Source organism: Flavobacterium fructosi (assembly GCF_042787335.1).
Taxonomy (GTDB): domain Bacteria; phylum Bacteroidota; class Bacteroidia; order Flavobacteriales; family Flavobacteriaceae; genus Flavobacterium; species Flavobacterium fructosi.
The window spans coordinates 382,761-408,784 of the sequence record NZ_JBHZQA010000001.1 but is presented as its reverse complement, the minus strand read 5'-3'; the positions used below and the strand labels follow the sequence as shown (position 1 = coordinate 408,784).

General features: G+C 33.0%; 28 protein-coding genes. All 28 read right to left on the bottom strand.

Annotation, left to right across the window (positions count from 1 at the left end; all coding sequences use genetic code 11):
- Positions 1 to 42: 42 nt before the first annotated feature.
- Positions 43 to 1,182 carry a glycosyltransferase family 4 protein gene (locus ACFX5D_RS01830; RefSeq protein ID WP_379856563.1) on the bottom strand — a complete coding sequence of 380 codons (1,140 nt, stop codon included), beginning with the start codon at positions 1,180 to 1,182 and terminating at the stop codon, positions 43 to 45.
- A 3-nt stretch (positions 1,183 to 1,185) separates the two neighbouring features.
- Complete coding sequence (locus tag ACFX5D_RS01825; protein ID WP_379856757.1) at positions 1,186 to 2,064, bottom strand: hypothetical protein; 879 nt, start codon at positions 2,062 to 2,064, stop codon at positions 1,186 to 1,188.
- A gap of 260 nt (positions 2,065 to 2,324) precedes the next feature.
- Positions 2,325 to 2,657, bottom strand: coding sequence for a GIY-YIG nuclease family protein (locus ACFX5D_RS01820; protein ID WP_379856562.1), 333 nt, complete (start codon positions 2,655 to 2,657; stop codon positions 2,325 to 2,327).
- Between the two features lie 468 nt (positions 2,658 to 3,125).
- On the bottom strand, positions 3,126 to 4,559 hold the full coding sequence (locus ACFX5D_RS01815; protein WP_379856561.1) for an MBOAT family O-acyltransferase: 1,434 nt from the start codon (positions 4,557 to 4,559) through the stop codon (positions 3,126 to 3,128).
- A gap of 1 nt (position 4,560) precedes the next feature.
- The gene (locus ACFX5D_RS01810) at positions 4,561 to 5,064 is read right to left on the bottom strand and encodes a serine O-acetyltransferase (protein WP_379856560.1); all 504 of its coding nucleotides are present in this window, start codon (positions 5,062 to 5,064) and stop codon (positions 4,561 to 4,563) included.
- 53 nt (positions 5,065 to 5,117) lie between these two features.
- The gene (locus ACFX5D_RS01805) at positions 5,118 to 6,521 is read right to left on the bottom strand and encodes a glycosyltransferase family protein (RefSeq protein ID WP_379856559.1); all 1,404 of its coding nucleotides are present in this window, start codon (positions 6,519 to 6,521) and stop codon (positions 5,118 to 5,120) included.
- Positions 6,521 to 7,642, bottom strand: a complete 1,122-nt coding sequence (gene neuC / locus ACFX5D_RS01800) for a UDP-N-acetylglucosamine 2-epimerase (protein WP_379856558.1) — start codon at positions 7,640 to 7,642, stop codon at positions 6,521 to 6,523. Before neuC ends, ACFX5D_RS01805 begins: the two co-directional genes overlap by 1 nt.
- A 60-nt stretch (positions 7,643 to 7,702) precedes the next feature.
- Positions 7,703 to 7,924: a PDDEXK family nuclease gene (locus ACFX5D_RS01795; protein ID WP_379856557.1), complete on the bottom strand. Its 222-nt coding sequence runs from the start codon at positions 7,922 to 7,924 to the stop codon at positions 7,703 to 7,705.
- A gap of 99 nt (positions 7,925 to 8,023) precedes the next feature.
- Positions 8,024 to 8,215, bottom strand: a complete 192-nt coding sequence (locus ACFX5D_RS01790; protein WP_379856756.1) for an endonuclease domain-containing protein — start codon at positions 8,213 to 8,215, stop codon at positions 8,024 to 8,026.
- 129 nt (positions 8,216 to 8,344) lie between these two features.
- The gene (locus ACFX5D_RS01785) at positions 8,345 to 9,385 is read right to left on the bottom strand and encodes an N-acetylneuraminate synthase family protein (RefSeq protein ID WP_379856556.1); all 1,041 of its coding nucleotides are present in this window, start codon (positions 9,383 to 9,385) and stop codon (positions 8,345 to 8,347) included.
- Between the two features lie 19 nt (positions 9,386 to 9,404).
- The gene (locus ACFX5D_RS01780) at positions 9,405 to 10,202 is read right to left on the bottom strand and encodes an SDR family oxidoreductase (RefSeq protein ID WP_379856555.1); all 798 of its coding nucleotides are present in this window, start codon (positions 10,200 to 10,202) and stop codon (positions 9,405 to 9,407) included.
- Positions 10,192 to 10,884 carry an acylneuraminate cytidylyltransferase family protein gene (locus tag ACFX5D_RS01775; protein ID WP_379856554.1) on the bottom strand — a complete coding sequence of 231 codons (693 nt, stop codon included), beginning with the start codon at positions 10,882 to 10,884 and terminating at the stop codon, positions 10,192 to 10,194. Before ACFX5D_RS01775 ends, ACFX5D_RS01780 begins: the two co-directional genes overlap by 11 nt.
- A gap of 4 nt (positions 10,885 to 10,888) precedes the next feature.
- Positions 10,889 to 11,869: a Gfo/Idh/MocA family protein gene (locus tag ACFX5D_RS01770; RefSeq protein ID WP_379856553.1), complete on the bottom strand. Its 981-nt coding sequence runs from the start codon at positions 11,867 to 11,869 to the stop codon at positions 10,889 to 10,891.
- Positions 11,870 to 11,976: 107 nt separating this feature from the next.
- Positions 11,977 to 12,891 (bottom strand): glycosyltransferase family 2 protein, encoded by a 915-nt coding sequence (locus tag ACFX5D_RS01765; RefSeq protein ID WP_379856552.1) that lies wholly within the window; start codon positions 12,889 to 12,891, stop codon positions 11,977 to 11,979.
- Complete coding sequence (locus ACFX5D_RS01760; RefSeq protein WP_379856551.1) at positions 12,891 to 13,172, bottom strand: Txe/YoeB family addiction module toxin; 282 nt, start codon at positions 13,170 to 13,172, stop codon at positions 12,891 to 12,893. Before ACFX5D_RS01760 ends, ACFX5D_RS01765 begins: the two co-directional genes overlap by 1 nt.
- Complete coding sequence (locus tag ACFX5D_RS01755) at positions 13,157 to 13,396, bottom strand: hypothetical protein (protein WP_379856550.1); 240 nt, start codon at positions 13,394 to 13,396, stop codon at positions 13,157 to 13,159. The genes ACFX5D_RS01760 and ACFX5D_RS01755 overlap by 16 nt, the downstream gene beginning before the upstream one ends.
- 185 nt (positions 13,397 to 13,581) lie before the next feature.
- On the bottom strand, positions 13,582 to 14,637 hold the full coding sequence (locus ACFX5D_RS01750; RefSeq protein WP_379856549.1) for an acyltransferase family protein: 1,056 nt from the start codon (positions 14,635 to 14,637) through the stop codon (positions 13,582 to 13,584).
- A 56-nt stretch (positions 14,638 to 14,693) separates the two neighbouring features.
- Positions 14,694 to 15,731, bottom strand: coding sequence for a glycosyltransferase family A protein (locus ACFX5D_RS01745; protein ID WP_379856548.1), 1,038 nt, complete (start codon positions 15,729 to 15,731; stop codon positions 14,694 to 14,696).
- Positions 15,732 to 15,838: 107 nt separating this feature from the next.
- Positions 15,839 to 17,050: a glycosyltransferase family protein gene (locus ACFX5D_RS01740; protein WP_379856547.1), complete on the bottom strand. Its 1,212-nt coding sequence runs from the start codon at positions 17,048 to 17,050 to the stop codon at positions 15,839 to 15,841.
- Positions 17,051 to 17,059: 9 nt separating this feature from the next.
- Positions 17,060 to 18,172 (bottom strand): non-hydrolyzing UDP-N-acetylglucosamine 2-epimerase, encoded by a 1,113-nt coding sequence (wecB, locus tag ACFX5D_RS01735; RefSeq protein WP_379856546.1) that lies wholly within the window; start codon positions 18,170 to 18,172, stop codon positions 17,060 to 17,062.
- Positions 18,173 to 18,175: 3 nt separating this feature from the next.
- Positions 18,176 to 19,093, bottom strand: coding sequence for a glycosyltransferase family 2 protein (locus tag ACFX5D_RS01730; protein WP_379856545.1), 918 nt, complete (start codon positions 19,091 to 19,093; stop codon positions 18,176 to 18,178).
- 11 nt (positions 19,094 to 19,104) lie between these two features.
- Positions 19,105 to 20,136, bottom strand: coding sequence for a glycosyltransferase family 2 protein (locus ACFX5D_RS01725; RefSeq protein ID WP_379856544.1), 1,032 nt, complete (start codon positions 20,134 to 20,136; stop codon positions 19,105 to 19,107).
- Positions 20,123 to 21,076, bottom strand: coding sequence for a glycosyltransferase family 2 protein (locus tag ACFX5D_RS01720; protein WP_379856543.1), 954 nt, complete (start codon positions 21,074 to 21,076; stop codon positions 20,123 to 20,125). The genes ACFX5D_RS01725 and ACFX5D_RS01720 overlap by 14 nt, the downstream gene beginning before the upstream one ends.
- Positions 21,060 to 21,977 carry a glycosyltransferase gene (locus ACFX5D_RS01715; protein WP_379856542.1) on the bottom strand — a complete coding sequence of 306 codons (918 nt, stop codon included), beginning with the start codon at positions 21,975 to 21,977 and terminating at the stop codon, positions 21,060 to 21,062. The genes ACFX5D_RS01720 and ACFX5D_RS01715 overlap by 17 nt, the downstream gene beginning before the upstream one ends.
- 97 nt (positions 21,978 to 22,074) lie before the next feature.
- The gene (locus ACFX5D_RS01710) at positions 22,075 to 23,202 is read right to left on the bottom strand and encodes a glycosyltransferase family 4 protein (protein ID WP_379856541.1); all 1,128 of its coding nucleotides are present in this window, start codon (positions 23,200 to 23,202) and stop codon (positions 22,075 to 22,077) included.
- Positions 23,202 to 24,203: a glycosyltransferase family 2 protein gene (locus ACFX5D_RS01705; RefSeq protein ID WP_379856540.1), complete on the bottom strand. Its 1,002-nt coding sequence runs from the start codon at positions 24,201 to 24,203 to the stop codon at positions 23,202 to 23,204. Before ACFX5D_RS01705 ends, ACFX5D_RS01710 begins: the two co-directional genes overlap by 1 nt.
- Positions 24,191 to 25,150, bottom strand: a complete 960-nt coding sequence (locus ACFX5D_RS01700; protein ID WP_379856539.1) for a glycosyltransferase — start codon at positions 25,148 to 25,150, stop codon at positions 24,191 to 24,193. Before ACFX5D_RS01700 ends, ACFX5D_RS01705 begins: the two co-directional genes overlap by 13 nt.
- A gap of 7 nt (positions 25,151 to 25,157) precedes the next feature.
- Entirely contained in the window at positions 25,158 to 26,021 is an 864-nt protein-coding gene (locus ACFX5D_RS01695; protein WP_379856538.1) for a glycosyltransferase, read from the bottom strand.
- Between the last annotated feature and the right edge of the window lie 3 nt (positions 26,022 to 26,024).

The following is a 26,024-nucleotide window of genomic DNA, read 5'->3' as shown; positions in this document are numbered from 1 at the left end:
GGCTGTGATTTTATTATTTATATGGTATACAACAATCAAAACTTATCCTATTAAAGAGTTATAAAATGACAAACTTTCTTTTGCAACGACCGCTACACTAAATTTTTCAGTTACCTTTTTTCTTGCTTCAACACCAAATTCTTTTTGCAATTGCTCGTTTTCCAGTAGCTGAATAATTTTATTGGCATAGTCCAAATGATGCGTTGGATGCACTAAAAAGCCATTGATACCATCATCCATCACTTCAGTGGCCCAACCGATATTAGAAGCTACAATTGGTTTTTGCATCGCCATAGCCTCGATCCACGAAACAGGCAAAGCTTCGGCAAATGTCGGAAATACACAAACAGTTGCGGAGTTGATATGCTTTTTTATATCCTGATACGACACACTTCCTAAGTAACTTACATTTATCCGTGCTTCTTCTGTAAAAAGTCCCTGCATCATCTGCCAAGTGGAGGGATTCCCTGATATAATATCAGGAACATCTTTTCCCACAAGAACAAGCTTTGCTTTAGGGTTTTTATTAATCACTTCATTAAAAATGAAGGGCAATTCTAACAATCCCTTTTTTCGGATTAAACTTCCAAAATATAAAATAACGTCAGTGCTATTGTAAGTGCTATTGGGACTAAACAAACCCATATCAATTGAATTCGGTATGATAGTGAATTTCTTCTCTAAACCAAAAAGCTCGTTGGTCAAATCAGCTGTAAATTGACTTACCGAAAGCAATCCATCAGCTTTTTTTAAGGCTCGCTTTTCATGGAATTTATTCTTCCACTTTACAGGACGCTGATCCAAATGACAGAAATAAGTATCCGAACCATTCAATCGAATGACGACAGGACATGTTGCATTTATAAAAGAAGTAATTCCCGTCCAGTCGGGTGCTTCCACCAAATCAATTTCTTTATCGTGGTATAAGGTATTAATTATTTTCTGCAATTTTTTTCGGGTAAGATACCAAGACAATCCTTTGAACTTCACATTCCGGATTTGTTGGATACAAATACCATTGTCATCAAAAACACCTTCTTGGTTCTGACCATAAACCAAAACTCGAACAGTACAACCTGCTGCCAAAAGTCCAATAGCCAGGTTTTTTATACTCGTACCTATACCGCCGGAGGTTCCGGTTTTAGGATGTGGATATTCCGGAGTCAGAAAGGCTATTTTCATACTTTATTTATTAAAAAAATCTGCTATAATTATTGCCGTAAACAGTCGTGCCCCAGTGTCATTCATATGGCCACAAGACGAAAAATACTGATCCCCTTCAACCGCATTTTCATAATTGTGAATTTCGGGATAGATGGCATTTACTTTTTGAAAATAATCCAATCCTTTAACATTAGAACACATCGGCGTCATGATTGAAATCAGATTAATATTGTTGGCTGCACAAATTTGCTTTATTTCTTCGTAATATTTATTGTGTAACGGTTTTAGATTTGTCAAGTCATTTTTCATGTTTGCATTCGGATTTTTGCCTAATGGATAATACCCTAGATGACTCAACAGTTTCGTTGGTTTTTCACTCACCGTATTATACATTTCCCTAAAACCAATTTGAGGTTCAAAAACAATATACCTGTAAAAAGGAATATAATAATTAGCCCAAAAATGAGGCTGTTGGGCAAAATGCGATTCAATCACTTTAGAATTGTGAATATAGGGTAAAAATTTAGATGCGACACTTTCAGACTCCTTTTCATTAGCTAAATTCAAATCAGATTCCAGTATAACATTTTTTATTTTATATTGACGCTCTATCATTAATTTCAACAATAAAGACGCTTCAAACAAATGCCCGCCACTCATTCCATAATTAAAGGTTTTCAATCCTTTCTCTTCAAATAGTGGTGCTACAAAATGATTATTGGCTCTGGAAGACCCCAATATAACCACATCATAATTCCGAGCTTTTGAGTTGTAAACATAATCTATTTTCCCTCTATGGGAAGATTGCAAATAAACTTGAGTATAGGCAATATCTAAAACTACTAACACCAAAAAGGTCAGCAGAAGTATTTTGATTGTAAAAAATAAAAACCGTTTCATCATTAAATTCTAATAGTATTATTTGCATTATTGAAAGCGCTCTATTTGACAAAAACACCTCATTATAACTTCAGTTGTCACGTCGAAAGTTTACACTGAGCGGAGACGAAGTACAGTCGAGACGCTTTATGTTCCAATATTAATCTCGACTGAAGCCTGTCCTGAGCGTAGACGAAGGACTCGATTTGACAAAATGACTAGACAAAAGTATTACAATTACCCAGACTGTCACAGCGAGCGCAGTCGAACGCATTGTCATATTACTTTTCAATATCTCCTCCATTTGGTTTGTATTTATGATGTGTTGCATTTCTGCATTCCGATAAATCCTGTAATCTGTCAAAATCTCCATCAATTAATGCTTGCTTTTTTGAGCTACTCCATTTTTTTAATTTTTTTTCAAACTCAATGGTCTGATTAGGATCTGTAAAATCCTGATAAAAAACTAACGTAATCGGTCTTCTACTATGCGTATAAGCTTCTGGATATTTACCTGCATTGTGTTCCATTACTCTTCTATCAATATCAGAAGTAACTCCTACATAGAAAGTAGCGTCATTACAAAGAAGAATATAAACATAATAGAATTTCATAGTACCATTTTAAGATTGAACGAATCTCGACTGCGCTCGATTTGACAACTCGACTGAAGCCTGTCCTGAGCGTAGACGAAGAACTCGATTTGACAACTTGACTGAAGCCTGTCCGGAGCGTAGACGAAGGAATCGATTTGACAACTCGACTGAAGCCTGTCCTGAGCGTAGACGAAGGACTCGATTTGACAACTCGACTGAAGCCTGTCCTGAGCGTAGAAGAAGGACTCGATTTGACAACTCGACTGCACTCGATTTCATAACAACGATGCGCTTTGTCACGTCGAGCGCAGTCGAGACGCTCTTTCACTAATCTCGACTGCGCTCGATTTGACAACTCGACTGCGCTCGATTTGACAACTCGACTGAAACCTGTCCTGAGCGTAGACGAAGGACTCAATTTGACAAAAATATTACAATACTACGCTCTCTATCAAATCTAGCCCTATAAAAAATCTATATTTCTCGTTAAAACTGAAAATAGATGAATTCTTTATAATCAGAATACGTCCCCAAAGCTACAATCGCAGCAATACACAACGTCAATTTCAACCAACTGTAGCTACCTGAAATAGGTTCAATTTTAGCTCTTGCATTCCATTCAACAAGAATAAAAATAAAAATTAACAATAGTATTTCATAACTGTACCGTTCATTTTCCAAATATTGCACTTTAAAATTCCGATCTGTAAAAATACGACGAATGTAGTCAAAAGCATCTGCTATCGATTTTGCCCGGAAAAACACCCAGGCCAAACAAGTTAATACAAAGGTGCTAAGAATACTAAAAAAAACTTTAACGGATGTTAAATCCCATCCTAATTCTACTGTTTCTATATTAGACCGATTGGTATCTCGAAGCAATAAGGGCAAAAAATATAAGGCATTGATAAATCCCCAAGCGATAAACGTCCAATTGGCGCCATGCCAAAAACCACTCAATAAGAAAATAACAAACACATTACGTACCTGTTTCAATTTACTTCCTCTGCTTCCTCCCAACGGAATATAAACATAATCCCGGAACCACGAAGACAAGGAAATATGCCAGCGACGCCAGAACTCGGCTATATCTCTGGAGAAATACGGATAATTAAAATTACGTAACAAGTCCAGTCCAAATAATTTAGACATTCCCAATGCCATATCCGAATAACCGGAGAAATCCCCATAGATCTGAAACGCAAAATAAAAAGCACCCAAGAGTAAGGATAGGGAATTCATGGATTCGTGATGATCGAAAATGGCATTGGCATAGGTGGCACACGTATCTGCAATCACCACTTTTTTGACTAATCCCCAGATGATTTGATAAACCCCTTCTTTGGCTTTTTCAAAATCAAAGCTGCGCTTGACTTTTACTTGTGGCAGCAAATGCGTGGCTCTTTCAATAGGACCCGCAACTAATAACGGAAAATAACTCACAAATAAGGAATAATCTACAAAGTTATATTCGGCTTTAATTCTTTTTAGGTAAATATCAATCACATAGGACAATCCATGAAAGGTATAAAAGGAAATTCCAACGGGAAGAATTACATTCAGCAATAAAGGACTGGTTTGCAATCCGAAACCATTCACTAATTCAGAAAAGGAAGCCGCGAAAAAATTGTAGTATTTAAAAATGCCTAAGAATCCCAAATTCACACTTATACTCAACCAAAACCAAAATTTTCGGGCGGCTTCAGACTTGGCTTTTTCAATTTGAATCCCGGTATAATAATCCAAAAAAGTGGAAAAAACCAACAAAAACAAAAATCGCCAATCCCAGCAGGAATAAAAATAATAACTCGCTACGATAAGCAATTCATTTTGAGTGCTTTTGGTTTTATTAAAAACAAACCAATACAACACAAATACGATGGGAAGGAAAACGGCAAAAGATAACGAATTAAAAAACATATTAAATATCGATATTGTGAATGTAAAAAGAAGATAGGTCTTTGCTTATTAGTGTGGCCGTTGGACTCAGAACGGTGTGAAAATCCGGGACATCATTAGTAACCACTGCATTCGCACCAATAGTTACATTATTCCCAATTCTTATGTTTCCAAAAACGCAAGCTCCCGGTCCAACAAAAACATTATTTCCTATCTTAGGGACTCCAATAGAAGTGCCAGCATTACTTACCCCAAAAGTTATCCCTTGAGAAATATTACAATTATCGCCAATTACGGTATCGCCATGTATCACTACATTTCCAAAATGTCCGATATAAAACCCTTTTCCAATTTGAGTTCTATAAGAGATATCAAACCCATATTTCACTTTTAAGTGGCGCAACCATAGAAAGAAAAAATAAAACAAAGGTCTGCTTCGTCTTCTAAAATACTGCGTCAAACGAAAAATAGTCAGAAACTTCAATCCTGGATTGGGCATGACAATAAAGGTTTTCACTAGTATCATGAAACTTACCTTATTGATGCCACATCTTTTATAATCAGATAAAATAGTTTCCTTTAGCATAGCCCCTTTTTACAAATTTGATCTATGGCCTCCCAAATGCGTTTTGAAGCCTCCTGGGCAGGATGCTGATTAATTTTTTCAAACCACTCTTGCGCATTTTCAACTACTTTTTGTGCTCCATCGCTCAACATAATTTCAATTTTATCCGCAATTTCATTTGGAGAATTTAACCAAACTACTGCATTATCAGGTATGAAACGAAAATGAATATAATTATAAATTCTTTCAACTGACCAATTCGGATCTTTTTTTTCAGGATTATAATTCATGTAAGCACATGGTTTTTTATGCGAAACGTAATCAAAAACCATGGAAGAACCCAAATTGACAACCAGTTCAGTATGTGCAATAATATTGAACTGTAAAATGGAATCTTCTTTTGTAGGCAGAATGGTATTCCAGCCTTCTCCAACTTTGTCCCATCTTGGTTCAATTGCGACAACTATATCTTGGTTTTCCTCCAATACTGAATTGAATCTCGGTGAAAAATCAACCGGACACCTTCGAAAAATAATTCCCAATGGCTTCCCTTTTTTATTTAATTTTCTAACAGCTTTAATTAAATCTAGTAAATAATCGGGATCATAAGGTGATGTTGTCACGTCATCTCCAGAATAACAAATATATTTCTTTTTAATATCTAACCCATTTTGATTGAAAAATATCTCTCTATCAATTATATTATTTAATTGGAAATGATTTTCAAATTGAGGCGTACCTGTTACTACGATTTGATTTTCTTTGATATAGGGATAATAATATAAAAGCTCTTTTTTCATATGTGCACTCCAAACAAAATAATAATCCGTTTCTACAACCATAGTACCTTTTGGAAGATTATCCCAAGAGAAAATAAAAGTTGCCGTTGGTATTTTTAAATCCTGAGCGGCTAGTAATGGAGCTATTGCTAAACTGATTCTTTGATTAGTGCAAAAAACCAGCGCAGGTTTTTGCTCTTTTAAAAGCGCATAAGATTCAGAATAAAAATTGGTTTTCCGTTCTGTTTTTTTTATGAGATCCCTAACTATTTTCAGTCCTCTTTCTGAATCAAACAATTGAATTAAAAAGCGTATTATATAACTTTTCGTTGAAGATTTAAAAGTACTGTATGAAAAAGGAAATCGATACGAATCATAAACGGTGTCTTTAGATTTTCTGATATTACAATTAAGTTCAATTTCTTTTCGGGCATTTTTTAATACTTCTAAAAAAAGGCTTGATCGATTTTGTTTGAGTCTTAATTCCTTATACCCTATTTTGGCTAAATCAAATGGAGTATTATTCCAAAAAATTAAATCCATTCCTGTCGCTTTACCTTTACTATAAAAGTCTGTAAAGGCAAAATTGCGTAGTCCTACACCATCGGGTAGTAAAATAAAAATTTTTTTGTTTGACATTAATTATCTCTAAACTGTTTTTGATGATTTACTTTCCAAATATCGTTATTTTGAATGGAGTTTAGAAATAAAGCAGTACTATTTCCTTGTCCAAAATCAGCATTTGTTTCACGGACTTGATGATAATCAATATCTTTTAATGCTTTATTAATATTTTCGTTCCTGTAATCAACATTAATAATATCAGCGTGAATTACCCTGTTTTGTTGGCGCGTCCCAATATTAATAATTGGAATTCCATAATAGGGGGCTTCCCTAATTCCGGCACTACTATTTCCAATTATGAATTGGGATTTTTTGAGTAAGGTTAAAAAATATTCAAAACGCAAGGAAGGAAAAATTCTGAAACGTGGATTATTTTTCAACCTTTCATATTCCTTTATAATACATTGACTGCCTAAATCATTATTAGGATATATCACAATATAATTATGGGTATCGTTCAACAGACTACTTACAAAATCCTTTACATAATGTTGCATTTCAGCAGATTCAGTTGTCACCGGATGAAACATTACAATGGCAAATTCATCAAAATCTATATCATAATACCCTTTTACAGTTGCTACATCCGGAAGCGTATCCGAAAACATAATGTCAATATCTGGTGAACCGATATTAAAAATAGAAGTTTCCATTTCTCCCATTTGAAGCAGTCGTTTTGCTGCATCGGTATTAGACACAAAATGAACATGACTTAATTTACTGACGCTGTGCCGTATTAATTCATCAACAGTACCTGATAATTCTCCTCCTTCAATATGAGCCACTAAAATATTATTTAAAGAGCCTACAATTGAGCCGGCAAGTGTCTCAACTCGATCCCCATGAACTATAATTAGATCAGGACTTACTTTTTTGCAATAGCTGGACAAACCTTCTATGGTTTTGGCTAATGTTAAATCCATTGTGCTTTCATGGGTGTAATTTTCAAACGTATGTACATTTTTAAAATTACAACGTTCAATTTCTAAAAGCGTGAATCCATATTCCTTTTGCAAATGCATCCCTGTGACAAAAACAAAAACTTCAAAATCTTGATGAATATCAAGAACAGAAATTAGTGATTTTATTTTCCCAAAATCAGCTCTTGTTCCTGTAAGAAAAAGTATTTTTTTCATTTATTAAAATTATTTTACAAAACACTCAAAAGCAAATATTAAACTTATACGCAATCTCCTTCAGTTCCCCTCTTGAGAGGGGTTAGGGGTGTGTTTTTCGTATTCTGAAATATAAAACGCAACAACTCTTATCACATTCTCCGTGTCTTTTAGTACCTTATAATCTGAGAAAGGTAACACCGAAATCCTTAATTCATTCATCCGTTTTTCTTTAATGGTATCTTTTTCCTGAATATCTAGAAATTCATGGGAATAACCATCTACCTCAATTCCTAATACCATTGATTAGTTCATTATAGTCCAATTATTTATTGTCACATCGAGCGCAGTCGAGATGTCATAATGGTTCTCGACTGCGCTCGAACTGACAATTGGACTATTTTATAATAATGAATGGTATAACATCAATTCGTGACAGAAAAAATCTAAAATATAATTATCAACCGGTTTTTGTATATGAAAATCATAGCCAATACGTTTTCCTTTTAATTTTGTCCATAGAATGATCTCGACCTTTGTAGCATGGTTTCGCAAATCTCTTGCAAGAGCTTTTAAATTCGGAGTATATGGGATTATTTTTCTTTTCGTGAAAAATTACAGATTAATTTAATACAATCTTGACACACCCCTAGCCCCTCTCAAGAGGGGAACAGTCTCTGCTATAATCTACGATTAGCTTTTTACCACTAGTACAGGATAAGCTTACTCAAAATCAATCCATTCTAATTGTTCGTCATTTTTTATAGCTCTTGTCGCTACTTTACCTATCAAATCATTAAAATGTTTCGCAAGAATTTTTCCTTTTCCTGGTCGTTTTACCCAAATATTGTCTTTGCTTAATTCTTCCCCTTTTGCAATCGCTTTTATACTGCAAACTGTTGCAAAGGCAAAATCAATGGTAACTTGCTCCTCTTTGGCTGGTTTTTTAGTTCCGCCACGCATTTGCCAAATCTCATTAGAAGAAACGATAAGTTCCGCACATGCTTTTTCATCCATACTGCAAACAATATCGGGACCTGATCGTTGCATTGTGTCCGTAAAATGTCGCTCCAGAATACTGGCTCCTAAAGCCACCGCACCCAAACAAGCATTATTATTCAGGGTATGATCACTCAAACCAAAGACTTTCTCCGGAAAAGCATTATGCATTTCCATCATAGCTCCAAATCGAACCAGATGAATGGGGGTTGGGTATAAATTGGTGGTATGCAAGAGTGCTATTGGTACATTGTGTTTGTCAAAAATAGCCACTGCTTTGGTAATACTTTCGATGGTATTCATTCCAGTACTCAGAATAACGGGTTTGCCAAAAGAAGCGATGTGTTCCAATAATGGATAATTATTACATTCTCCTGAACCTACTTTATAGGCTGGAACATCAAATTTTTGCAATCGATTGGCAGCGGCACGTGAAAAAGGGGTAGAAATAAAAATCATTCCTTTGCTTTCCACATAATTTTTGAGTGCAAGTTCATCGGTTTCGTTGAGCGCACAGCGTTCCATAATTTCATATATGGAAACATCGGAATTACCAGGGATCACTTTTTTGGCGGCACCACACATTTCATCTTCCACAATATGGGTTTGATGTTTTACAACTTCTACTCCGGCACGATGGGCAGCATCTACCATTTCTTTGGCTACATGCAAAGAACCTTCATGATTAATACCGATTTCGGCAATGACCAAGGGTGGGAAATCCAATCCTATTTTTCTTCCTGCTATTTCTATATGTGAATTCATTTTATACTTTTTAAAAAAATTACCATGCAGTCCATCCACCATCAATAATTAAGTTATGTCCTACTACGTGACTACTAGCCTCACTGGCAAGGAAGACTATACCCCCTCTTAACTCTGATTTATCACTCATTCTACCTATTGGATTTAGGTTTTTAAATCGTTCTAAAAACAATCCTTCGTGACCATTCCAGATTCCTCCCGGCGTTAAACTGTTAACTCTTATCCCTTTTTCAGCCCAAAGCGTTGCCAGGTACTTTGTCAGTGCTATTACACCATGTTTGCTTACGCTGTAAGCTACAGGTTGAGAAATCCCTGTTCCGGGATACATTTTATGATTTGGGCTAACCACACCATACAAAGAAGCCATGTTAATTATGGAACCGGATTTCTGTTTGAGCATTTGGTTGCCTATTACCTGACACCCTAAAAAAGCACCCGTTAAATTAACATTCATTATAGCATTCCAGTCCTGAAGGGGAAAATTCTCGAAAGTAGCATCAAAGTTTTTGGATTTACTTTGATTGGTAAAACCAGCATTGTTTATTAAAATATCTATTTTTTGGTATTTGTCTAATACATACTGCAGTGCGCCTTCCCAACTTTCTTTTGAAGTAACATCACATTTTATAAAATCAACCTCGCATTGTTGTTCTTGTAAATTACAGGTTATTTCGTTAGCTCTGTCTAAGTTGATATCGGCCAAAATTACTTTCGCACCATATTCATTTAAAGCTAAGGCATGCTCGGTTGCAAGTAGCCCTGCACCTCCAGTGATAAAAGCAATTTTCCCTGTTAAATCAAATAAATTATTTTTCATTCAATAAAAATTGTATTAGTTTAAAATCAAGTTCAGTATCAATATCAATGGCTCTTTCCCTAGGCATTTCACTAATCATGCATTTTGCCTCACTCCAATGTTGGTATTGGTACAATGCTTCTTTTTTAATTACATAAGCTGCTGGCGTCAAACTAAAAACTTTAGGAGCATCCTGTCTTCTAACTATGGGGATTTCTGTTTTTTTTACTATTTCGGCAAATCCGGAATTCTTTATTTCCATCATATTAAAATAAGGATTCCGCTCCGGTTCATAGCCCGTTATGACCACATCAATTTCAGGTGATTGCAAAGCTAAAACAATGGCATTATCAATATCTTGAGTAGTTTTTAGCGGTACGGTAACATCCATATCAACAATATAACTTACCGTTTTACCAGTTAGTTTTTCATAGTTTTCTACTGCATGAATAAAAACTGGCCACTTACTGGCGGTATCTGTGGATAAATCATCCGGTCTGACAAAAGTAATAGCAATACCATTGCTCTTGGCAATATTTAGTATTTCCTGACTATCTGATGAAACAATTAAATCATTTAGATACTTACTTTGTTGAGCCGCATTAATCGTATAAGTAAGCAATGGCATACCATTCAAAAGTCGCGTGTTTTTACCCAAAACACCTTTTGACCCCCCTCTGCAACAAATGGTTCCTAATATCATATTATTAATTTATAGCGATAAACTGTTTAGAAATAGAGGATTCTTTGGCGGCAACAACCATTTTTAAACTCACCAATGCTTCTTCAAAATTGGTTAATCTATCGTCATATTTTGATTCGTCTAAAAAGGCTTTAATACTATCAATATACCGCTGATTTCTCTCGAAATCAAGATAAGAAAACGTCTCCATTTCTTGATCGTGACGGATAATTTTAACTTCAGACTTGGTTAAATCCCAAAATACAGTGCCTTTTTCACATGTAATCATACAATTTCGAACCAGCTTTTTCTGGTGATAGTCTAAATGAATGGTTCCTGAGGAATTACCCTCGAAATGGATGAGTACATCTGCAACGTCTTCTGTTTCTATTGACAAACTAGGATTGTTTTGAAAAATACAGGCAATGTTTTTAGGTTTTCCAACCAGCCATCGTACATAATCAAATTCATGCACTAAATCCAACATCACACCACCACCTTTATCAATTTTCGCACTCATCCCTTTCAAATAATCCTGATTGGGTCTCCAGTCAGGTAAATATTGCCCTACAGTGGCATTAATGGAAAAGACTTTACCCATTTGATTTTCGTTGAGCAACTCTTTAATTTTTATCAGACCTGGATCAAAATGCAAATCATACCCCACTACAAGCCTTTTGCATTTGTTAGTTAAATTACTTATTTCGTCCAAATAAGTAAGGTTATGGCTAATGGGTTTTTCCAGATAGATATGTGCAATATTATTTTCCAATAAAATGGTCAAATCGTCTAAGTGACTGGAGGTTGGAGTACAAATGAACCCATGCGAAATTAAATTTTCAGTAATTGCTTTTTGACAATCCGTATAAACGGAAAACTGATTGAATTCAGATGGAATATTCCCAGATTTACTAACAATAATAATGTTGGTGTATCCCAAATAAATAAGATTATTTAAGTGTCTTACTCCAATGGAACCCAATCCAATTATTAAAATAAAATTCATTTATTTGAAAGCTTTTGCTATTTCAAGTAAAAGTAAACAAATAATCGAAATTTTCTTTTGATACTAAATAAGAATCTTCTTTTAAGGTTATTGAATTGTATGATTCTTTATTTTTCTGGCTGCCAATATATTTTTGCAGCTTCCAATTTTTGATAAGAATCGTATTCTTTCTGCGACAAGCGATTGCTGTGTTTCATTACTTTGGGCATTGCACAAAGTAAATCGTATAATGCCAAACCTATAATTTTTAAAACTTTTAAATCACCTTTAAATACTTTTAGCCTGAATTGAGTCCAAATCGAATACGTCATTTTTCTTGGGATAGTGGTAATGGGATAAAACAAGAAAAACAAATACCAACCGGAACGCAATGAACTTCTCAACCTAATGGTGTAATCATCATTGGTTTTTCTGGATTTCACATCTACTCTATGATTGACTAAGACTTCCGACAGATACTGGATTTCCCAGTTTTTTTTGAATAATTGGATAGCCGCAAAATCTTCCTCCCCATAAAAGACAAACCATTCGGGATAGTTGGGAATAGTACGCCAAGCTTTCATTCGCCAGATATGTGCACAACCCACAAATCCTTGTACCCGACTTGATTTTTCTTTTGATAATTTGGAAATAGGTTCACGCAATCCCCAAAAAATACGCATCGCAATAAGTCCACAAACCGAATTCGCATCAAAATGAGCTTTTAAAATGGCTAATGGGTTATCCGTAATAAAATGAGCATCATCATCCAATGAAATAGCAAATTCTGATTGGGTTTCATTAAGCATTTTGTTCCTGCAAAAAATATAGCCTTTGGAGACCACATTTCTTTGGAGTTGTATATCGGGAAAGTTTTCTTTCACATATTCATGAGTACCATCGGAGGAACCATCGTCAAAAACAACGCATTCCACACCATCCTGCGTTAAGAGATACTTGATTTTATCCAAGGTAAAAGCCAAATCGGTTAGGCGATTTTTGGTGGAAATGAGGATGGAGAAAGTGGGTTGAATTAATTTCATTATTTGATATTGTAATGTCCCATTGCCGAAGCAACATAAACAGTTACACTATTCTCATCAACACAATAAACCATTCTGTGTTCTTTGTTGATTCGTCTCGACCACAACCCTGTCAAACTGTACTTCAATGGTTCAGGGTGTCCCTCTCCTATAAACGGAGTCTCTTTTAATTCGTTAAATATTTTATCTATTTTGTTATTAATGGCTTTGTTTCCAGCTTTTTTATGTTTGGCAAGTTCTTTTACTGCACTTTCAGAAAAATTGACTAGATACTTTCCCATATAGATTTTGTATGTATAGGAGTAAATTTTTCATTTGCAATTCTCTTTTTTATCATTGCAACAAACTTTGGATCGTAAGTGCCTTCTTCTTTTGCCTTTGAAGCGGGTTTCGCTACTTCTTTTGGTTCAATTGCAACACCTTTGTTTGAAACAGAAAGTATTTTGGCAAGTTCTAATACTATTTTACCTGCTTTAGTACGCTCATTAATGGTTATAGTTGTCATAATTCTTCCTTTTGAATTACAAATATACAAAAACATACTTATGTAAAAGCCAAATCCTCTAATCGGTTTTTGGTGCTTATGAGAATGGAAAATATTTTTTCTTTCATTACTTACTTTTCTAACTTAGAACATTATTTCTTAACAGACATTTAAATTACTTTTTTTCTTAACTAACCCTAATATTGCTAATAAGCCACATATTTTTTTAATTTCAAAATCGGTTTTTCTACTATAATCCACGATAAGTGGCTCAAAAAAACTAAAAATAAAGTTTGCAAAACAAATTCAAAATATGAAAATTGTCCTAAAGAACTCGGGGTTTTAATATCCATCTGCTGAAGTCCCCACGTCCAATATTTAGGAAGAATATTATGATAGAGGTAAATGCCGTAACTAATTAAACCGACAAATTCTAAAATTCTGTTCTCGAGAACTTGTTGAACTATGAAATGCTTACTATGAAAACGGCAAAATGAAATCAAGGTTATAGACAATATAGAAATAGCCAATCTCTCCGAAAAATAAGGAATTCTAAAAATCAAGTAGTTAGTAAGTAGCAAACCTAATGTCGGAACAAATAGCCATTTCAGACCTAAGTTAAAAAACAAAATCCAATCGGGTCGTTGAATTTCGACATAAGCAAGTAAAGCTCCTATACCAAAAGCATTCACACAACTTACAGTCAGTATTGCAGCATTGCCGTCAAAAAAGAACGGATAAACAGTTCCCAGCAAAATAACAAAGCCAAGAAACTGCAAAAGGCTATTTTTAAAAATAAAGACTAAACATACAGGCCATAGAAGATAAAACTGTTCCTCCACGGAAAGCGACCATAGATGAGCCAAACTGGCATACCACTTATCCGTTGTATAATTTAGATAGTTCGCACCGTAGAAGAAATACCATGAAAAATGTTCTCGAAAACGATTCCCAATAATACCATCCGTAAAATACATAAAAAAAAGCAACAAATAATAAATAGGAAAAATACGCAAACTTCTTCTCAAAATGAATTTTTTCAGAATTCTAAAATTAGAAATTTCATTAACAGATTGGTTTTGAATTTGAAAAAAAAGCAATCTTGAGATCAAAAAACCACTCAAAACAAAAAACAAGGTAACACCATAATCCCCAATTGGAAATTTTAAAAAAAAATGCCCAACGGGCAAACGATGGGACAAAATGACTAAAAAAACGGCAATAGCTCTCAGACCATTCAAACCCGGAATATAATTCTTCATGCACTATCTCTTGTTAATACTATTCCTGAAAATGGAACAATCATAATGTTATCATTCTATCTCGACGTAGGAACTGGAGCAATTGTAGAATAGTTTTTAATCATTGCTTTAGGCAATTTTTTCCATCGGTAAAATAGCCTGGAAATAAAATCGCTTCCAAAAAATTTAAGAAACACTGTGTTCTTTACGGCAACAATAAAAGTGTTAGCGACTTTGTTTTGGGCAAAATCGGAATCCATTTCATTCCTAATATTGACCTCGTGCATGATTTCAGACATCCAATCTTCGAAAATATTCCCCATGTGATAGGCATAGTTATCATACGTTGTGACTCTCCAATAATCATATTTCAACGGTACCGAATCGAGATAATCTTCTGAATCTCCTCCTAATTTATAATTTAAGTAGGTTTTCATTTCCTGGAACATTTGTTTTTTATAAGTCGCTACAAAATGTCCTGAACCTAATAAAACAGTGCTATTATTCTGTTCCAGTCCTAAACCGTATTTCAGATAATCTTTATTATAACTCCTGTCCCAACCGATACTGTCATAAAAACGAATCAATCCTTCTGGGGAGTGTGTAGGAATAAATTTCAGCTTTTTATTAAACAAATTGTCAAAAATTACATTTCCACACTTATTTTTAAACATATTAAATTGGGGTACGATACCCACCACCCCTGCTTTTGGGAGTGCTCTAAATACTTTGGTCGTCTCAAACTGCCAATTATCTAAAAATAACACATCGGCATCTGTAATGGTTACCAACTCAATATTATTCCCTGCAAGACCTTTCAGCACTGCATTCAATTTCCCTATGTTTTCAGTATGAATGAGTTCCTGTACTTTACCTTCATCGTAAACTTTGTCTAGATATTCCATAACCATTTTACAACTTCCATTGTTGACAATAGTTATATAGGTTTTGTGATGAACTGTGTTCAATAGCGATTGCAAGCATAATTGAAAAATTTTTAGGCTGTCCCTAAAATACCCATCTTGATGGGGTATATAAACAGGAATAACTACCTGATGCAGGTAGTCTGATTGGGCTATCACTTTATCTTTATGAGGGTTATTACCTATTCGCATTTATCAAATTAATTAGAAACCAAGAAACAAATTTTCGAGATTTCCGTTAATAATTGACTTACCGACTAAGCTTCTTATAATAATCCCTTTTGATCGATGCATCATTTTTATTTTAAATCCGTTAAAATCGTACTAAGTATTTCTTTAAAATTATCATCTCCAAAATAATCTTCACAAGTATGCAGCGAATCATTAGATCCCAATGTTTTTATAATTAGCGCTTCTAATTTCATTTTAACATCTTCCGTATCGTTACTTTTAGCGATATAATTTTCATTTTTAATAATGCTGCGCAATTCACAGGCTTCGGGCAATAGTGCTAAAATAGGTTTTTCAAGAGAAGCGACAAAAGGAGCCTTACCAAGCAAAATATTACTGTATTCAAAAGTGCTCTCTAAAAGTATAAGAATATCTGCTTCTTGAATTTGCTCGTTGGCTGAATTGGAGAAATCCAATCCATCCAAAATAATTACCGTATTGAAAGAATGATACTTTTCTTTTAATCTTTTATTATCTGAACTTTTCAAACGAAGAACTAGTTCTGTTTGCCCTAGCAAATAGCTATTTGTTTTTATCAAATCAACATAGGCATCAATCAAAATATCTATATCACGTCCATAATGCAAACCTCCATGATAGGAAATGGACATAGGTTTCTCCTTTTTACGAATTTGAGATGCATCTGTCAAGTCAAATACCGAATTATCGTATTGATGAGGTAAGGTGTAAAACTTCTTTTGATTCCCATAAACAAGCTGTAAATCCTTTGAAAGCAGTTTTGACGGTGTAAGGCACGCAAAAGCGTTTTTGACAATCCCATACATTTCATAAAAATCTATAAGATGTTTTTTTGTTAAGGGGTTTGGACAACTGGTATCAAAAAAGAAAGGATACGGATCATGAAAATTTATAATTGACTTAGAAAGAATGGGCAGGTTTTTCAACGCTATAATAGTTTCATATTCTAAACCTGAACTTCTTACAAAAATTAAATCATAGTTCTCATATTTAATCTTGGAAAGAGGTTTTCTATACTGATTAATCACAAAAGTTTTATACAAAGACTTTATAAACACCCTCCTGTAAATCGCATTTATAATTTTTAACCCTAATGATGGTTTCCTGTTAACCAGATATTCAGTAATACTATTTAAAGGCAATAATTCTTTATTATAACTATGTGTATAAGACATAAAATAATGCAGGTCTATAACAGCATCGGGATATACCCTTTTTAGTTTACCTATAAAGGAACGGGAAACAATCCCTTCGCTTGTCCCTGACACTCTTAAATCTTGTGCAATTACTAAAAAGTTCATTTAAATGAGTTAATTATTGAATTGATTTGATAAATAGGCCACAATTTTTTCTGACGCATCACCATTTCCATAAGGGTTTGTTCTTTGTTCAAAATCTTTTAAATTATCTAAAATAGCATTAACAGCAGTGATGATCTTTTTTTTATCTGTTCCAACCAAAATTGAAAAACCAGCTTCTATTCCTTCCGGTCTTTCTGAAACGGTACGAGTGACAAGAATAGGCTTACCTAGGGATGGAGCTTCTTCCTGAATCCCTCCAGAATCTGTAACGATGAGATAAGACTGCTTCATCACCCATACAAAAGCTGGATAAGATATAGGATCTATTAAATAAATATTATCTCTATTTGACAATAACTCATAAACAGTTCTCTTAACATTTGGATTTAAATGAACCGGATACACTATTATAACATCCTTCCTTTCTGAAATAGTCAGCAGCGCTTCGCACAAATTTTTAAAGCCATCACCAAAACTTTCTCTTCGATGGCCCGTAACTAAAATCATTTTCTTATCAAAAGAAATATTATTGTTAAGAAGTGCTATTTCATTATTAGTATAACTTTTCTCTTTTATTTTGTCTAAGGTCCAAAACAAAGCATCCACAACTGTATTGCCTACCTGAACAATAGATTTCCTATCAATTCCTTCTTCCAACAAATTCTGTGTCGCTCTCAAAGTTGGTGTAAAATGGATGTCCGCTATCCGACTGACTAACTGCCTGTTGAGCTCTTCCGGAAAAGGAGATAGCTTATTGTACGTTCGCAGTCCAGCTTCGACATGCCCCACCTTTAATCCTAGATGAAATGCTGCCAAAGAAACCATCGATGAGGTTGTAGTATCTCCGTGTACCAAAACTAAATCTGGTTTTTCTTTTAACAAAACGGCATCAATCTTCTCTAAAATGCTTGCACTCAAACTATTTAAACTTTGATTTTGTTGCATTAAATCTAAATCATAATCCGGAGTAATTGCAAAAAACTCCAATACCTGGTCCAGCATTTTCCTATGCTGAGCAGTAACACAAACTTTAACATCGAATTTGCTCTTACGCAATTCATGGAAAAGAGGTGCCATTTTAATAGCTTCAGGTCGGGTGCCGAAACAAAGAAGAATTTTCATTTTCTATTCTTTATATTTTCTCATGTAAATTCCGTAAAAAAATAAACGTAACGGTAAATGAAGATAAAACAATCTCCATTTCAATTCTTCTATTTTTGGTAATGCTAAGGTATTTAGAATTCTTTCAAACAAGTCATATTCTTTGTATTGCAAAGAAACCTGAATAAAATAACGAATTATCTCACTAGACAACATTTTTTTTTCTTTCAAATTGGCAATTACCAACTGAATAGCATCGGTATAAGATGCTAAACTGCTTAAATTTCTATTTCCAAAATCTCCGGTAACAGAAACGTTATGTTTTCTTCCATAATAAAGAATTTTATTAATAGATATTCCTCTTTTTACCGAAGTTATGATGCGTGCATAAACTTCCCATTCTTCTGCGTACCTTAAATGCTCGATATAGCGATGACTGGCATAACATTCTTTTGTCCACATCACGGCACAAGAATTAAATTGCAGTTCGTTTTTTAATATTTTATTGATATCACTGCTATCGATATAAAAGCTAGTATATTCTTTTGAGTAATCAAAATTACAAACAAAATCACCAGTAAAACCAACCCTTATATATCTGCAAAAAGAAATATCGTTTTTGGATAATTCTAACACGCATAATTCTAAGTTTTGCGGATGTGCTATATCATCATCATCAAAAAAAATGATATAATCTCCTTGGGCAAGGTCTAAACCATAATTCCTGCTTCCTGGTAATCCTTTTTCATACTTTGGAGTTCTAAAAAGATATTGAAACCTTGGATCTTTATCTAAGATAGGCGCTAAAATTTCCTGTGTATGATCAGTTCCGCCATCATCAATAATAAGACATTCCCAATCCTTAAATGTTTGATTTTGTATTGACAGTATCGATTCTAATATATATTGTGACCTGTTATAGGTCGCCATTATTATGCTCACTTTTGGAATCATTATTTCTTAAAAAATGAATATTTGATTAACGTTTTGATCGCTTTTTTATCCAAAAACAAACCGTATTTTTTTACAATATAAAAAGATTTGGAAAGATTGGTTTTCAAACCCTGATCTATTGTCATTAAATAAATTATTTTACTTAAAAATATTTTTTCAATTACATCCTTATTCTGGAAATTAACATTCTGAGAGAGCTTCTGTTTAAATTGGTCAATTATACTTTCATTTTCTATAATCCATTCAAATGGTATTTTTTGATAGTTTAACGATTTGGCTAAAAACTCTGAAATAATTAAATAATCAGTTTTTACGAATGTTTTTGAAAAACCGTCATACATTTTAACTACGTTCTCATTCCACACTTGTTTCTTTTCATCATTAAAAGCAATCTGATGTGTTAAACTGGTATCATGTTTTCTATAATTGTACAGTTTTTTTCTAAGCTGGTAAAAGCGGCTATGCGCTATAGCCCTCAACCAAAAATCATAGTCTTCAGCTAAAAAATAATTTTCATTATACCCTTTATTTCTTTCAAAAACTTCTTTTCTGTATAGAAAACAGGAACCAATATAATTCCGGAATATTATATTTTCAATAGTGGGAAACTCAACATCCCTAACTTTTTCGCACTTGTGATCAATTATCATAATATCACAATACACGATATCAGCATTCTTTTCTAAAAGGTTTTTTAACATGACCTCTACTGCATTCAGTTCATATTTATTATCATCGCTGGTCCAAGTTATAATATCCCCTTTAGCTTTGTTGTGACCAATATTTAAACTTGCTGGAAGTTTTTTGTTTACAGAATTATTGATGATAGTTATTCTATCATTTTTTAAAGCATAAAAATTAGCAATTTCTAGAGTAGTGTCAGTCGAACAATCATTTACAATAATCAATTCGATATTTTGATACGATTGATTTAGGCAACTTTCGATAGATTCTGCCAAGAATTTTTCCCCGTTATAAACAGGGAGGATAATTGAAACAAGAGAGGTACTGTTTAATTTATTTTCGTGCATATTTCATAATGTTATATCCTTTTTTAAAATGGCTTCCTAAAAATAGCGCAACTAAAAAAGCACTACCCTTCTTAACAGAATGGTATTTACAAATTAATTTAAAAGCCTCCTTTTTATACGGCAGGTCGGTTTGCGCCAAAGCTAAATCAAAGGAAATACGCATATAGCCAGATAAAAACCACCGGATGAGTGCTTTATTATTATAGACCACTAAATCATTTGCTGTCTGATATTTTAAAATAGTTAATATTGACATGTAATTGATATTATTTTGCTTATTCTTGAAAGAAATACAATCGGTGTGTATTCTTCTATGTGTTAAAATTTGACCTATAAATGCTCCTTTTACTTCATTCTGTAATACTTTTATAAAAAAATTATACTCATCTCCATCAGTAATATTTTCATTAAACCTTACAGAATCAACAATTTTTCGGCTACCCAAAAAATCATTTGTTATCCAACCAATTCGTATATGAGCAAGATTTTCAGCAGTTATATTTTCTTTAGTCCTGTCAAAAGAATAAGGTTTGTCCAAAAGTGCACTAGTATCATGATCAAAATTTATAGTATCCGTAACTACAAAATCCAAATTCTTTTCAATTAATGTTTGATATGCAATGTTTAAATGATCAGGAAGCATGATGTCATCACTATCAAACCATTTTATGGCTGGGGCTATAGATTTTGTAAATCCAAAATTACGGCATGCATTGGCTCCTTTTTTTAGTTTATTTGGTCTTCTGTAGGCTTTAAAACGAGGGTCTTTTTTTTGATACAGTTCCATAACTGCGAATGAATTATCGGTGCTATGATCATCTACTAGAATACATTCCCAATCTATAAATGATTGCTCAATAATGCTGTCTAAAGTATAGCTTATCAAATGCTCCCGATTATAAACCGGAATAATAATGGAAATTTTAGGATCTTTGAGCATTCTTATGTAAATGGATTAAAAGTCGTCTTGCAAATTTTATGGATTGCACAAAATATAAATTAATAAATAGCAGGACAAAAACGCGAATAAAAAAACTAAAATTACCTTTATTTATCTTATAAATAAATTGTTCATAAACGAGTAAAAGTTCTTTTCGTTGAAAACGTTTAAATTTTAAAATATGTTTAAATATAACAAAGTTATAAAATGCTAAAGTAGCTTGATTTTTTTCCTTAATCATAAAATCACTCCTGGAAATATTTTCCTCACTTAGTCTAAAACATACGTGGGCTGTATTAATAGAGTAGATATATTTAAATTCCGAAAATTCAAGCCAAGCTCTATCATCAGAATGCCAAGCTAGGAAATAGTCAAAAAAACCATAGCGCATATACATATCTTTTCTAAAAATATATTCAGACAATGAACTGCGAGTGGAATTGGTCATACGTCTGTACATAAAATCCGTTGCTTTTTCAAGTTCAGGATGCTCATACAGACTAGAGATCTTTTTTAGCCTCATCTGTTTTACTAACGTGGCAAAACGAACCACATTGCAATTGCCACCATCAATTTTAGGTAAGGATTCGTAAAATTCAGCTACACAATTCGTACTCAACGTATCATCATCGCAAAGCACCATGATCCATTCTTCCTGCTCCGTCATGGAAAGACAACGATCCCATTGTTTTACAAGAGATTTACTACCCAGATTTTCTTCAAATTTATAATAATTAAAATCTAATTTTCCTTTGTATTGATCCAGCAAAAACAAAGGATCTTCGGGACTTGCATCATTGCCAATATAGACTTTAAATCGTTTATCTGTTTGATTGGCAAGCGAAGTGAGGGTAGCCTCAAAAAAAGTAAGTTTATAATAGGGAATTGCAATGGCCAGCATTTCTAATTTTTATTAAAAACCCAAAAGAGGGTTTTTTAATTATATGAAAGAATAAAATTTACAGCAATATAAATAGTGTTAAAAAAGAAGAAAGCTATCATACACTTTCAATACAATTCAATATTTTTTCTCCCATGTTATCAACAGTAAACTTTGAAAAATTTACTCTATTTAGATCTCCGTCCTTGTTTCTCAACGCCCTATCGTTATAATACAAAACGACTTTTTCAGCCATTGCTACAATATCTAGATAAGGAACTATAAAACCACCCCCATCAACTAACACTTCTGCTGTCCCTGTCGCTTTTTCAAAACAAATAATAGGAATCCCTAATTTTCCAACCTCAATACAAACCAAAGGGAAAGGATCTTCTCTTGATGTCATCAAAAAAACATCAAAATTCTTATAATAATTTTCCGGTGTACTTTGCTCTCCGATAAAAAAAACGGTGTCTTTTAGATTTGCCTTTTCTAAATCGGCTTCTACAATATTTCTTTGTCTATTGTAAATTTGCCCGACCCACGTAAATTTAATTTTAATTTCTGGGTACCTAATTTTTAAATAATTGGCAACTTGAATAAATAAATCATCCCCTTTTCTCCAATACACCATACCTGATGCACCAACTTCGAAAACCTTTTTATGATTATTTGCCTTATTTGCCTCTTTACCAGAAAAAGCATAAACAAGATGATTCTTTAATGGGTTAACGTCCCACTCTGTGTTTAAATTTTGTATAACAAGTTGAGAAACTGATACAAACAAATCAATTTGGTGAACATATTCATTGAAATTGGGCAAATACTCTTTGATTGTTGTATTCAATTCATGAATATGGGCAATCAATTTTGGTTGATTGCTACATTGCCTTTTTAAAATTGTAGCAAACGAGACAGTAGCAATAGTATTGGCATAAATGATATCATATTGCTGATTGGCAATCTTTTTTATATAGCGATCTTTTCTAGTATTATTTTTATTTATTTTCTGCCGCGCATAAGAAAACACTCTATTTAGGAATGGCTTCTTAATTAATATGTCACTATAGTTATAACAAACAGTAGCTACTTCTTTAAAATCTTCTAGTAAATCACCCCCTTCTAAAAAAAGAATATGAATTTCAATTTTTTTATTTTCTTTCTTCAACCATCTCAAAAACAATAATAATACATAAGGCGCTCCTGTTCTGGAGGCATTATTGGATATAAATAGTATTTTTTTCATCAGTATAAAAACTTAGAGAACATTTTATTAATTTTTAATTCAAGATTTTTTTTGAATTTATAATTCCGGATAAATACCGTAAAATTTGAAATTAAGATTAGGTATCCTTTAATTTTTTCTTGATTTCTGATTAAATAAAATGCTTTTTCATATTTCAATTCATTACTTATTTTTTTATTTATTTTTAAAATATTAGACAAATTGATTGATTTCTTATCCATGAAAAAAGCTTTCATTTTTTTTCTGATATTAATATCTACATCATTATGGGAATCGAATTTTCCTGCTTTATGTGCCATTGTAATAACACTTTTTGAATGATACCTATAACAATTCAAAGCAGTACTTTTAAAGGCTACTTTATTGTTAGTAATTAGTTTAACGTAAAATAACCAATCTCCACAATATCTTAAAAAAGAATCCATTTCTAATTTCCCTAAATTAAGAGCAGTCTTTTTTCTAAATAAAACAGCGCTTGCATTAGGAATCACGTTTCTATAAATCAAAAAACGTTCGACAAATTCATTGCCTTCTATAATAAAATTTTTCAAAAAGAAAGTCTTATCAAGACAATCCGTATGATTTAACCAATCCCCCGTATAAGTACCAAACTCATCAACTCTATTTGATTGGCAATAAGACAATACTATTTGATCATCTTGAATTAACGGTTGAATCAATTCTTCCACAAAATTTAGCTCACAAAAATCATCTGACTCGGCAATCCAGATATAATCTCCTTTTGCTAAAGATATTCCTTTGTTCCATTGAATAAATGTATTGCCCGAATTAGTTTCATTAAATAAACAATGACTTACTTTCGGATTTTTCTCATATTCCATGAGTATGGTTCGACTGGAATCAGTACTGCAATCATCCAATAAAATCACTTCAAAATTAGGATAGGTTTGATTAAAAACACTTTTCAAACGTTCTCTTAAGTATTTCTCGTGATTATAATTGGGTATTATTACAGAAACTAGAGGGGTTATTTGTTCCATAAACGTTTCTTTATTCGCAATAACACTTCTTTTATTAATTCTTTTGAGCTTTTCATTTGTATCGTTTCACTAAGATTCGTCTTATTTTTATTTAAAAAATAATTGTAGATACAGTCATTTACCTTAGTGCATGTATTTAACAAATTTAAATTTTCTTTACCAATTTGGTTTTCATATGCTTTTAAAAACAAACTTATTCGATCAAGTAATACTAATGAAACCGGATTGTCAAAATGATTACAACTAACTATCAAAGCGTGCGTATAGGCCGTATTTAAATTCCTTAAATATTCAGATTTAGCACTCCAAATCCCTACACCTTCCCTATAAATAGCCATTTTTTCTTTTAAATATTTCAGTTTACCGTCTTGGGCTAACAACATGTATAAAAAATAATCCCCCATTGGTGATTGTTCAAATTCAGTAGGGAATGATATAATTATATTTCTGAAAACGACAGACGGAGTATGAATATAATTTCCTAAACGAGCCAGCGTCTCTATAGTTTCATAATTTTCAGGCACTTTAGTGATAAAATCATCTACAATTTCTCCATTGGGTTTTAGAAGATTAACCTGATGAAAACACAATACATAATCAGGATTGAATTCCAGAAAATCAATTTGTTTTTGCAGTTTTAGTGGGTCTGTCCAATAATCATCACCTTCAAAATAGGCAATATATTTTGATTTTGGAGTTTCAATTAAATTCTTCCAATTTTTAGCTGGACCCACATTTTTTTCCTGCAAAATTAATTTTATAAAATCGGGGTATTTTTCCTTATATTCTAGCACTATTGCTCTTGTTGTATCTGTTGAGCAATCCTCAGCAATGATTAATTCCCAATCAAAATTTACTTTTTGCATCAAAACACTTTCAATGGCTTGACGTATATAATTTTCATGATTATATGTAATTAAACATACTGAAAGCAATGGTGTGTTCATACTTCCATTAATTTTTTTTAATCATTATTTTAGTCGTTTTAAAGTTAAACTTATTTGCTGTTTTTGCAATAAGAGTAATATTTAATATTCTGGAAATATAAATCAAGAAAAAATAAATTGCTCCTCTTAACAACCAGCAATTCTTTTTGAATGAAATATGGAATGACAATTGGTTCAATAAGAATAATGTTCTGTAACCAAAATTTTTATGCCAAATAGTATTATTGGAAACTCCTACGCCAGTTCTATAAACAGCTAATTTTTCATTAATAAATTTCGCATTTCCTTTAAGAGTTAATAATATCCACAACATCCAATCGCCTGAAGTAATTTTTTTTTGCAACTTATTACCTATATTTATATTCCTAAAAACAGCTGTACAAGAAAATGCTATCGGATAAAAAATAGAAAATTGGTAATCTAAATGATCATTTTTATAATTCCATAATTTCATCGAAGTATTTTCTTTTACTAGCCCATACTGATCAATAATATTTACATCCGAATGACATAAATTGTACTCCTGATTATTTTCTAAGAAATGAACTTGTTTTTGAAGTTTTAAAGGGTCAAGCCAATAATCATCCCCCTCAAAATAAGCAATGTATTTTGATTTTGGAGCCTCTATCAAATCTAACCAGTTTTTGGCAGGCCCCACATTTTTTTCTTGTAAAATTAATTTTATAAAATCGGGGTGTTTTTCCTTATATTCTAATACAATCGCTCTTGTTCTATCCGTTGAACAATCATCCGCAATAATCAATTCCCAATCAAAATCTACCTTTTGCATCAATACGCTTTCAATAGCCTGACGAATATAATTTTCATGATTATAGGTAATTAAACATACGGAAAGCATTGGCGTATTCATAAT